This window comes from Candidatus Saccharimonadales bacterium (assembly GCA_035480635.1).
Taxonomy (GTDB): domain Bacteria; phylum Patescibacteriota; class Saccharimonadia; order UBA4664; family DATIHN01; genus DATIHN01.
On record DATIHN010000002.1, the window covers coordinates 1 to 6,889 of the forward strand.

Here is a 6,889-nt window from a genome sequence, read left to right on the forward strand (position 1 = left end):
GACTCATTGTAGGCACATGATTTCAGGATCTATTTCACTCCCCTTCCGGGGTTCTTTTCGCCTTTCCCTCACGGTACTTGTTCGCTATCGATCACAAGAAGTATTTAGCCTTGGGAGGTGGTCCTCCCAGATTCAGTCAGGATTCCACGTGGCCCGACCTACTCGAGAAAACAAACATAAGGACTAGAGATTTTTATGTACGAGGCTCTCACTCTCTTTGGCCGGCCGTTCCAGGACCGTTCCACTAATGCTCTAGTTTTCTGACCTTACCAGACTCATGACAGTGGTCTGTCGCATAAAAGGCTGCTCTTGCATTGCTGTAACAGCATCCTTTAATGGTCGTTTGTAATCTCACAACCCCTTGTTAGCATTCGTCTGTCAACTTATCCGCGTGTAAACACACGGAAACTAAAAAGGTTTTGGCTCATCCCGTTTCGCTCGCCACTACTCAGGGAATTGAGGTTTCTTTCTCTTCCTCACCCTACTTAGATGTTTCAGTTCAGGTGGTTCCCTCCGACTAGCCTATATATTCAGCTAGTGGTAATACAGATATTTCTTCTGTACTGGGTTTCCCCATTCGGACATCCCCGGGTCAAAGCTTGATTGGCAGCTCTCCGAGGCTTATCGCAGCCTTCTACGTCCTTCGTCGGCTTCTTGCGTCAAGGCATCCATCATGCGCCCTTAAGTAACTTTTTACTTGAGAGCGACAACTAATGCCAATGGCAATAATTGTCGAATGTTTGACTAGCAATTTGCACACGCAAATTACTATATTTTTCGTTTACCCAAATTCATGATGATTTTTTTCTCCTGAGTTACTGGAATCATATTTTTCAAAAGACTTAAAAACTCCGACGTTGGTCGGAGCTCACATTTAAACAGACAAAAAACCGTACTAGGGGGTGACCTCCGCTAATTTTGTTGGTTGTTGTCTACTCACAGTGAGCTACGGGCCTCTTTAAAGTCGGTAATCATCTTAGCATCTGGAGACAGTAGTGGTCAAGGGTTAATTAAACGTTTTCGGGCCGGGGATTCCTCCCCGGCCCAATCGGTCTTGCCTACTCCGGCAGCTTGCGTGAAAGCGCCAACCTCCGGTGGTGCGGTTGATCCATCCGTCCTGCCCCGACTGCGCCCGGGAGTGCCCATAATCGAGCCTGAACGGACCCGTGCTCAACAACATCCGATGTATTGGCGATCCTCAAGCGGGCTAGCTGTTCAACACTTTGAGGTCTATGCGGCGGCAGATCAATCGGTGGTTCTGCGCTGTACATCTGATAGTACAGGGCTTGGCCCAACAACCATTCGACCGCACCGATAGTTTCATACTCATCGGGATGACCAGTCTCAATATCGCCGGCCGGTTGCAGTGGAATCATATACCAACGCAACTTCACCTGACGCGATAGGACAGTTTCGCCCTTGAAGTCTTCTATCAAATCGGTGTAAGGCGAACTCAGCTTGGGGCGTTTTGCCCAGCAGGCCAATTCCAGGAGCACGGAGATGTTCTCGAGAGTCACTGCGAAGGGAGGAATATTTGGGTCGCGTGGATGGACCACGTCAAGACCCAAAAACGCAAAGTGCGTTTCCATGATCTCGTGTTTCGGCCAGAAAGGACAACTCTGCTGGGGAATGGAGCTTGAACCGACCCATGGGAATTCGTTGGCAGCCCGGTGTTGGTCGAGAGACAAAGCAACGTTGAAGAAGGTCTGCCATTCCCAGGCCCCGAAAACTTTCAGCGGTGGGGCGTAGTTGGCGTAAGGGCGAGTGGATCCATACGGATCGGCACAGGCCCCGTTTTTCATGAACTCCGCTAGCCTGTTTCTGAAACTTTCATCAGCGCGGAAGCGATCCCAGAGTTCGGGAGCAATTCCGGCTCTGTCGGCAGCCAACATGGTGCCAGCAAGGTCTTTGGTGCCTTCGTATAGGTTCCCCATGCGGTTCCCCTACCTTTCTCAGTTGTGGTTTCCCTCTTGTTGAGGTTCCCCGGATGTTTAGGTGCAGCGCTATTATGGGTATCCGTTGCGAGAAATACAAGCTTAAAGTCAGCGAATGAAAAACCGCCCCAGTATTAATGGAGCGGAAAGGTGCGGGGTGGTGCCCGGGGGTATTTGGACACCACCCCGCACGATCTGGCGCAGATTGCGCGAAAATGGGAGTGCCCCGCGCGAGCGGGAGCAGAAACGGGGCACCCCCAACGCGTCGCCGGCCCGGGGAGATGAGCAGTAACCCGGGCGGCGCCGCACTCAGCGGCGCGCTACCTCAGGAATGGCTGCGATCTTACCACGCAGCCAGGCCCGCTTGCCGCTGATCGAGCTTGACGCATCAGTCATCAATACTCTTTCAGTATCGATTCCAAGCGCAGCACTGCCTCGATCTCTTCGACTCCGCGACGATGTTCGGACTTGATCCAACGACTGTCTCGACGCTTGTTCCGACGATGGCGCAACCTTGATAGGTGGTAGTCGAGCAAGTCCCCGCCACGCTGTTCAATCAAAGCTACGAGCGCCGCAAACGGTAACAGCATGAGGACTAGCCATTTGGCCAAATCCAAGAAAGCTTTGACTTCGTTAGGTGAAACCGGAAAATGTTGCATGCCCCTCCCTTGAATCAAGGTTCTGGCGGATATTCTGCACCTAAATTGCTATTTTGGCAAGCATAAAAATGATTGTTTTTAGCATAAAAGTATGGTATAGTACTAATGTATCGTTCCTCGACAGAATGGAGTCGCCTTGCCTCAGCAGGCAATGCTCGATGCCACAATCACGTTCTATGACACCCGGCAGTGGGTAGACGTCACCGGCATATGGGTCTCCGAAGATGTCAAAACCCGGGCCGACAACGGTGATACAGCGGCCCAAGGTCACATCTTCAGGAAGCTCCGGCTCAACTGCAACAAGCAACATCGCTTCCAGCCCCAGCACCTCGAATACTCGGATTTGACCTGGAAGAGCATCCGCCGGGTCCCTTCCGATGAAGAGCATGCTGTCATGCAAGAAGCTTTCGAGCTCATGCCAAGCATCCCTTCTAACCCCGACGCCGAGCACATCTGCAGTTGTACGGGACGACAAGCCACAGCCCCCGGCGGGCGTCGCTAGACGCTTGCCGGGGGCAAACCCCCTTTATAAATGTTTACGTAAAATCATTATTAATATCGAGGTCGCAGTCAGCTCCGTAGCCAACCCCCACCATCGTTCAAGCTGGATTTTGTGATGAAAGCGAAACAGCGGTTCCCAGAATTTGATGCCCATAACATATCGAGGCACATAAAGTAGGTCAGGCGCTGTTGCTCCTAGCACCCCGACAAATAGCTGAGGGAAGCGCTGAGGCCAAATCGCGACTGCCCCGATCGCAAGCGCCAGAGCGCTCAAACAATCAAAAAAGGCCAATTTCTGACCGATTGGATCGTCAAAGTTAAAGCGCTGCCCACCAAAATGCGGAATACTATCGAGCGCAAAGTGTGATGCCACCGCTACTGGTGCTAAAACCAGCGGATCATCGATGGTTAGCCCCAGCGCAATACCGGCTAGAGTATGGTTTGTGAGAAGCATAAGAATATTATAACGGCTTTGCACCCGCGAACTAAAAATGGTGGAGCACGCCGGGATCGAACCGGCTACCTCCTGCTTGCAAAGCAGGCGCTCTACCAAATGAGCTAGTGCCCCACGCAAGGCCACACCTTAGCATAACCTATTGCAAAACTCTAGGCTTAGTAGCACAATCAATTTAGCAAAACGCTGCACCTCCGGAGGGAGTTTGAAATGTCCAGAACGGCAACTCGGGAGCTTGTTCCGATCAGGGTCAAGGCAGAAGCCATGACGACGATGAAGCCGCACAAGGCCAGGACCGAGCTGCTCGAATTCGCGCTCCTCAATGGCCACAGTGAAGCGGCCTTCGGCCAGGCCATGGGTGTCTTGAGGAATGCCGTTCGACACGAAGGCCAGCCCGTGCACGTGCACTACACCGGGAACCGAAGGACCGCCCCCAGGCACGCCTGCCTCGAGGACATCGTCGGCGACCCCAAGGCCAACCAACTGGCAGCCATCGCTACCGAGGCCACGCCCGGCACCCATTTCAGCACTCAGATACGCAACGACCGCTGCGAGACCTTCACCGTTAGCACCAACGCTCCCGCCTGATCGCGCCGACGCCAGCAGGAGGAGCCGGACCGCCCCGATCCGGCTCCTCCACGCCCGCACTTTGTGCGGGTTTTTCTTTTAAAACAACTTCGATAATAAAATGGTGGGCTTGGCAGGACTCGAACCTGCGACCTCGTCATTATCAGTGACGCGCTCTAACCAGCTGAGCTACAAGCCCACGTCCAAATTGTAAACAGCCTTGCTTGGTTTGCCTTCGGCTTATTTAGGGTCTTGAACTATAGTATTTAAGCAGAATTTACTAAAACTCTCAAGTTACTAACCTAAGTTATTTTAACATACATCCATTGACAAAACCATTGCTTTAATGTATAATCGTCTAATCATTCAGGTAAGTCTGTTTGCGCCCTCCCCAAACCGAAGGAGACACCCGTGAGGTTTCGCCTGCTCGCCCTGGCTCTGTTGATGAGCCTTCCGACTCTGATGTTTGCTGCTAGCGCCAGCGCCAACGAGCCGCCGCCGGTAACGGTGGATGCTCGCGTCTCACTCGTTCGGTCCAACACTCAAACCATGATCTGCCCTGTGGCCGAGCCAGCCATCTGCCAAGGCCCGACCCGCGGCAACAACGCCGCCATCAACGTGGTGGTGCCCAACCACTTCGCTCATGTCAGCTTCGTCACTCTGACCTTCCATTTCCAGGGCGACTTGTTCGACCCGGGCGAGATGCTGGCGATCATGAGTGGCGAGGGTTTCGCCAACATCGATGTCGTCGCCCAGTCCGATCGCGTCTTGACCCTGGAGGCCTTCTTCCAGCCCGCGGACACGGCTGCCTTCGCCGACGGTCACCAGCACTTCTGGGTTTGGATGCTCAGGGGCTCGGCACGGCTAGCCGACATCGATGCCAGCGTGACCGGATTCACCTCGTAGAGGCCCCGCGACCCGGTGGTTCAGGAACATGGATGTTCCTGGCCCCGGGCCGTTTTGCTTTATAATGAGTTTATGCAAATCGTTTATGGTTTACTTGCCATCGCCGCCGGGACCATTATGCTTAAATTCAATTTACAACTGGTCAACCTGACCGGCCGGCAAGATTGGATCGAAAGCAAATTAGGTGGTGGTTCGACCTATCTGGCTTATAAAATCTTAGCCGTGCTACTGGTCTTTGTCGGCATCTTAATCGCTACCGGCCTGGGTACGCCTTTTTTCACCTGGTTACTATCTCCCCTGACTCATCTAATCAATCTCAATCAACCCTAGGCTTATTCATAGTCTTTATTTGACAAGGCTTAGTCGAAAGTAATAATTAAACACAAGAGACATGGCAGATAAACACCCAAGCAAACTAACATCAAGATTCGATTTAACCCATCTACTGCTTCTAGGGTTGGCTTTGGCCATATTGGGATCGGCATCTATTTTAGGAACACGCTCGTATCGCCGATCATCTACTCCTACGCCTTGGGTTAGTCTAATCTCACAATATAACTGTCAAAATTCAAAAGGCATTCCGGGGCGCTTGAGTCTGGGAAATTCTGGCAATTGTGTTAATTTCTTGCAGTTTTTAATTGAACTGGGCGATAACCACATCGGCGGGCCACCAGCCATAAATGGCAATTTTGATGCTGTCACCAATAGTTATGTCGTAGAGTTTCAAAGTCAGAACGGCATCCGGCCTACTGGCACGGTTGATTCAAAAACGTGGACTAAGTTTCAGAGTTGCGTCAACTTGCAGGCTACTAGCATTGATACTATTTGGATCTGCCAGCGCCTAACGCCATAAGGCTTACACCAAAAACACCCCGATCGGGGTGTTTTTGATTTGAAAACCTAAGTAGTGCAGGTAACCGTCCGACCTAGAAGTTCCCACGACCAGCATGAGAGCCAGTCAGTTGCCTGACGGCTCGATCAGTTGATCGCGACCAAGAGTCAAAGCTCTTGGATCCGCCTTACGGCGGACGTTTCTCCCTAGAAAGGAGGTGATCCATCCGCACCTTCCGGTACGGATACCTTGTTACGACTTCACCCCAATCGCTGAGTTTACCTTAGGGCCTAGCAAGTAGGCACTTCGGGTACCCCCAACTTTCGTGGTGTGACGGGCGGTGTGTACAAGACCCGGGAACGTATTCACTGTAGTATGCTGACCTACAGTTACTAGCGATTCCGACTTCATGGAGGCGAGTTGCAGCCTTCAATCCGAACTGGGACCGGTTTTGATACGATTAGCTCCCCCTCGCGGGTTGGCAATTGCGCGTTGTACCGGCCATTGTAGCACGTGTGTAGCCCAAGGCGTAAGGGCCATGCTGACCTGACGTCGTCCCCACCTTCCTCCCCGTTGGCCGGGGCAGTCTCGCCTGAAATTGCAACAGACGATAAGGGTTGCGCTCGTTGCGGGACTTAACCCAACATCTCACGACACGAGCTGACGACGGCCATGCAACACCTGTCACTGGGCTCCTTGCGGCACTCCCCAGTTTCTTGGGGATTCCCAGGATGTCAAGCCTTGGTAAGGTTCTTCGCGTAGCATCGAATTAAACCACATGCTCCACCGCTTGTGCGGGTCCCCGTCAATTCCTTTGAGTTTTAAGCTTGCGCTCGTACTCCCCAGGCGGGATGCTTAACGCGTTAGCTTCGCAGCCCAAGGGGTCGATACCTCAAACTACTAGCATCCATCGTTTACGGCGTGGACTACCAGGGTATCTAATCCTGTTCGCTCCCCACGCTTTCGTACCTCAGTGTCAGGTGTGGCCCAGCAAGCTGCCTTCGCCATTGGTGTTCCTTCCGATCTCTACGCATTT

Annotated in this window: 8 protein-coding genes, 2 tRNA genes and 2 rRNA genes; 4 read left to right on the top strand and 8 right to left on the bottom strand. The window is 52.6% G+C overall.

Going from position 1 to position 6,889, the window contains the following annotated elements; genetic code table 11:
- From VLE72_00125 to VLE72_00150, 6 genes are all read right to left on the bottom strand, one after another.
- Positions 1 to 696 (bottom strand): 23S ribosomal RNA (locus tag VLE72_00125); the annotation flags it as partial.
- 362 nt (positions 697 to 1,058) lie between these two features.
- Complete coding sequence (locus tag VLE72_00130; GenBank protein ID HSX14310.1) at positions 1,059 to 1,934, bottom strand: hypothetical protein; 876 nt, start codon at positions 1,932 to 1,934, stop codon at positions 1,059 to 1,061.
- 395 nt (positions 1,935 to 2,329) lie between these two features.
- Complete coding sequence (locus VLE72_00135) at positions 2,330 to 2,593, bottom strand: hypothetical protein (GenBank protein ID HSX14311.1); 264 nt, start codon at positions 2,591 to 2,593, stop codon at positions 2,330 to 2,332.
- Between the two features lie 40 nt (positions 2,594 to 2,633).
- Positions 2,634 to 3,044, bottom strand: coding sequence for a hypothetical protein (locus tag VLE72_00140; GenBank protein HSX14312.1), 411 nt, complete (start codon positions 3,042 to 3,044; stop codon positions 2,634 to 2,636).
- 75 nt (positions 3,045 to 3,119) lie between these two features.
- Positions 3,120 to 3,548: a hypothetical protein gene (locus VLE72_00145; protein HSX14313.1), complete on the bottom strand. Its 429-nt coding sequence runs from the start codon at positions 3,546 to 3,548 to the stop codon at positions 3,120 to 3,122.
- Positions 3,549 to 3,586: 38 nt separating this feature from the next.
- Positions 3,587 to 3,662 (bottom strand) — tRNA-Ala (locus VLE72_00150).
- 150 nt (positions 3,663 to 3,812) lie between these two features.
- Here VLE72_00150 and VLE72_00155 point away from each other — a divergent pair.
- The gene (locus tag VLE72_00155; protein ID HSX14314.1) at positions 3,813 to 4,136 is read left to right on the top strand and encodes a hypothetical protein; all 324 of its coding nucleotides are present in this window, start codon (positions 3,813 to 3,815) and stop codon (positions 4,134 to 4,136) included.
- A 101-nt stretch (positions 4,137 to 4,237) separates the two neighbouring features.
- Here the strand turns inward: VLE72_00155 and VLE72_00160 are convergent.
- A tRNA-Ile gene (locus VLE72_00160) sits at positions 4,238 to 4,314 on the bottom strand.
- A gap of 212 nt (positions 4,315 to 4,526) precedes the next feature.
- Between VLE72_00160 and VLE72_00165 the strand changes: the two genes are divergently transcribed.
- The 3 genes from VLE72_00165 to VLE72_00175 all read left to right on the top strand — a co-directional run bounded on the left by VLE72_00165 (position 4,527) and on the right by VLE72_00175 (position 5,874).
- Positions 4,527 to 5,021: a hypothetical protein gene (locus VLE72_00165; protein HSX14315.1), complete on the top strand. Its 495-nt coding sequence runs from the start codon at positions 4,527 to 4,529 to the stop codon at positions 5,019 to 5,021.
- Positions 5,022 to 5,093: 72 nt separating this feature from the next.
- Positions 5,094 to 5,351 (top strand): hypothetical protein, encoded by a 258-nt coding sequence (locus tag VLE72_00170; GenBank protein HSX14316.1) that lies wholly within the window; start codon positions 5,094 to 5,096, stop codon positions 5,349 to 5,351.
- A gap of 259 nt (positions 5,352 to 5,610) precedes the next feature.
- Positions 5,611 to 5,874, top strand: a complete 264-nt coding sequence (locus VLE72_00175) for a peptidoglycan-binding domain-containing protein (protein HSX14317.1) — start codon at positions 5,611 to 5,613, stop codon at positions 5,872 to 5,874.
- 189 nt (positions 5,875 to 6,063) lie between these two features.
- On the opposite strand, the gene VLE72_00180 is transcribed toward VLE72_00175, so the two are convergent.
- Positions 6,064 to 6,889: ribosomal RNA gene (locus tag VLE72_00180) — 16S ribosomal RNA — on the bottom strand; the annotation flags it as partial.

Excerpts from the sequence above, each read along its gene's own strand:
- VLE72_00130 (HSX14310.1), bottom strand. The coding sequence starts at position 1,934 with ATGGGGAACCTATACGAAGGCACCAAAGACCTTGCTGGCACCATGTTG.
- VLE72_00135 (HSX14311.1), bottom strand. The coding sequence starts at position 2,593 with ATGCAACATTTTCCGGTTTCACCTAACGAAGTCAAAGCTTTCTTGGAT.
- VLE72_00155 (HSX14314.1), top strand. The coding sequence starts at position 3,813 with ATGACGACGATGAAGCCGCACAAGGCCAGGACCGAGCTGCTCGAATTC.
- VLE72_00145 (HSX14313.1), bottom strand. The coding sequence starts at position 3,548 with ATGCTTCTCACAAACCATACTCTAGCCGGTATTGCGCTGGGGCTAACC.
- VLE72_00170 (HSX14316.1), top strand. The coding sequence starts at position 5,094 with ATGCAAATCGTTTATGGTTTACTTGCCATCGCCGCCGGGACCATTATG.